Source organism: Streptomyces malaysiensis subsp. samsunensis, from assembly GCF_024519315.1.
Lineage (GTDB): Bacteria > Actinomycetota > Actinomycetes > Streptomycetales > Streptomycetaceae > Streptomyces > Streptomyces malaysiensis.
The window spans coordinates 1-3,041 of the sequence record NZ_JANIIC010000175.1 but is presented as its reverse complement, the minus strand read 5'-3'; the positions used below and the strand labels follow the sequence as shown (position 1 = coordinate 3,041).

1 protein-coding gene is annotated in these 3,041 nt (G+C 71.8%); it reads left to right on the top strand.

Going from position 1 to position 3,041, the window contains the following annotated elements:
• On the top strand, positions 1-3,041 hold a 3,041-nt coding region (locus NQU54_RS48235), incomplete at both ends, for an SDR family NAD(P)-dependent oxidoreductase (protein WP_257636602.1).

The following is a 3,041-nucleotide window of genomic DNA, read 5'->3' as shown; positions in this document are numbered from 1 at the left end:
GGCGAAGGTGGTGGCCCTGCGGAGTAAGGCGTTGCGGCGGTTGGCCGGGGGCGGGGCGATGGCTTCCCTCGGGGTGGGCCAGGATCGGGCAGGACAGTTGCTGTCGGGTCTTGGCGACCAGGCCGCTGGAGTAGGCGTGGCGGCTGTCAATGGGCCCTCTTCGACGGTGGTTTCGGGTCCGCCGGAGCAGGTGGCCGCTGTCGTAGCCGCATGCCAGGCGGTGGGGGAGCGGGCGCGGCTGATCGAGGTGGACTATGCCTCGCACGGCCCTCAAGTGGACGAAATCCGCGGTGAGTTGATGCGGGTGCTGGAGGGTATCCGTCCGCTCGATACAGCCGGTTCGGACACGGCCTTCTATTCCACCGTGACCGGTGGTCGTGCCGTCACCACGGACTTGGACACCGGCTACTGGGTGACCAATCTCCGTGAGCGGGTGCGGTTCACCGATGCCGTTGAGGCGCTGTTGGCGGACGGGCATCGGGTGTTCATCGAGGCCAGCACCCATCCCGTACTGACCCTCGGCTTGCAGGAGACCTTCGACGAGGCCGATATCGCGGCCGTCACCGTGCCCACCCTGCGGCGCGATCACGGTGGCCAGGCTCAGCTCCTCCACTCGCTCGCCCAGGCGTTCACCGCCGGGGTCGATGTCGACTGGTCGGCCGCGTTCCCGGCCAACCCCACCCCTCGTACCGTCGACCTGCCCACGTACGCCTTCCAGCGCCAGCGCTACTGGGCCACTGCCACCGGCAGGGTCGGCGATGTGGGTGCCGCGGGGCTTCAGCGGGTGGAGCACCCGTTGTTGCGGGCGGCGGTGGGCCTTGCCGGTGGCGGGCTGGTGCTGACCGGACGGGTGTCGGCCACCGGCGGCGACGGCTGGCTCGGTGACCATGTGGTCGCCGGAGCGTCGCTGGTGCCGGGTGCGGCGTTGGTGGAGTGGGCGTTGCGGGCGGCCGATGAGGCGGGCTGCGGCGGCGTCGAGGAGCTGGCGTTGCAAGTGCCGTTGGTGGTACCGGAGTCCGGCGGGCTGCGGGTGCAGATCGTGGTGGGCGAGGCTGCCGAGGACGGGCGGCGCGATGTACGGGTGTACTCCCGGCCCGACCGCGATGCTGAGCCCGGCGCGGACCCGGACTGGGTGTCCCATGCGGAGGGCGTCCTGAGCCCGTCGACCGCGTCGACCGCGGCCGACGGACTGGCGGGAGTCTGGCCTCCCGAGGGCGCGAAGCCGATGGATGTCGAGGGGTTCTACGAGCGTGCCGCGGCTGCGGGCTATGCGTACGGGCCGTCGTTCCAGGGCGTGTGCGCCGTGTGGCGGGACGGTGCGGATCTGCTGGCCGAGGTGGCGCTGCCCGAGGCGGCCGGGGACGCGGACGGGTTCGGCATCCATCCGGCGCTGCTCGACGCCGCCCTGCACCCCATGCTGCTCGCCGCCGACACCGAATCAGCCGACGACGAGGGCATGAGGCTGCCGTTCGCCTGGAACGGCGTGTCTTTGTGGGCCACGGAGGCGACCACGGGCCGAGTCCGGCTCTCGCCCCGCCACCCCTCTCCCGATCAGGACGGTGCGGCGGGGGAGCGCGGGCTGAGGGTGGTCGTGACCGATGCCATGGGCGCCCCGGTGCTGACGGTCGACTCCCTGATGATGCGCCCCGCCGACCCTGGTCAGCTGCGGTCCGGGAACGGACGTGGCGCCGATGGGCTGTTCACACTGGACTGGATTCCGATGCCCGGCCTGCTGGACGTGGACGCGTCCGACGCCATGGGCTGGGTCGTACTGGGCGAGGACTCCCTGCATCTGGCCGAGGAGCCCGGACTCGTGTGCCACCCGGATCTCGAAGCGCTGGTCGCAGCGCTCGACGATGGCGCGCCACCTCCCGCCTTCGCCGTGACCTATCTGCCCGCCGACGGTGACCCGGCGGAGGCCGGAGCCGTGGCGCGGGCGGCTGATGGCTTGGCTGCCGTCGGCGAAGCCCTGGAGCTGGTGCGGGGGTGGCTGGCCGAACCGCGGCTGGCCGACGCCCGGTTGGTGGTGGTGACACGCGGTGCGGTGTCCATCGACGGCCCTCACGGCGAGGATTCCGGCGACGGCGCGCTGAATGTGGCCGCCGCGGGGCTGTGGGGCCTGCTGCGGAGCGCGCAGGCGGAGCACCCGGACCGGTTCGTCCTGCTCGACCTTCACCAAGCCACCGATTCGGCCGCGGGCGAAGTTGCGGACGCCGTGGTCCGTGCCGTACGGGCGGATGAGCCGCAGGTGGCGCTGCGTGCCGGGCGGCCGATGGTGCCCCGGCTGATGCGCGCGCGTGACACCGGTGGCGCCGACGAGGCGGAGTCAGAAGGGTTGACGCCTGCTGGGCTCGACCCGGATGGCACGGTGCTGATCACCGGTGGTACGGGTCTGCTGGGCGGTCTGGTGGCCGAGCATCTGGTGCGTACGTGGCAGGTCAAGCATCTGGTCCTGGTCAGCCGGCGTGGCCCGGACGCCCCCGGCGCACCGGAGTTGGCAGAACGGCTGAGTGACTTCGGCGCGCGGGTGGGGATCGTCGCGGTGGACGTCACGGACGCCGACGCGGTGGCCGATGTGGTGGCGGGGATCGACTCGGCGTATCCGCTGACCGGTGTCATCCATGCGGCGGGGCTGTTGGATGACGCGATGGTTACCTCGCAGACTCGGGAACAGGTGGCGCGGGTGTGGGCGGCGAAGGCCACGGCGGCCGCCCATCTGCACACCGCCACCGCGGATCTTCCGCTCCGTATGTTTGTGATGTTCTCCTCGGCCGCCGGAGTCGTGGGCAACGCGGGCCAGGCCGGATACGCGGCGGCGAACGCGTTTGTCGATGCGCTGGTCGCCCACCGGCGGGCGCTGGGGCTGCCCGGACATTCCCTGGCATGGGGGCTGTGGGCGCAGGCCAGCGAGATGACCGGGCATATGGGCCGGGCGGACCTCACACGACTGCGCGGAATGAAGCCGTTGTCGTCCGAGCGCGGGCTGGCCCTGCTGGACGCCGCATGCCGGTTCGCGCACCCGCTGATGGTGGCCGTGGACC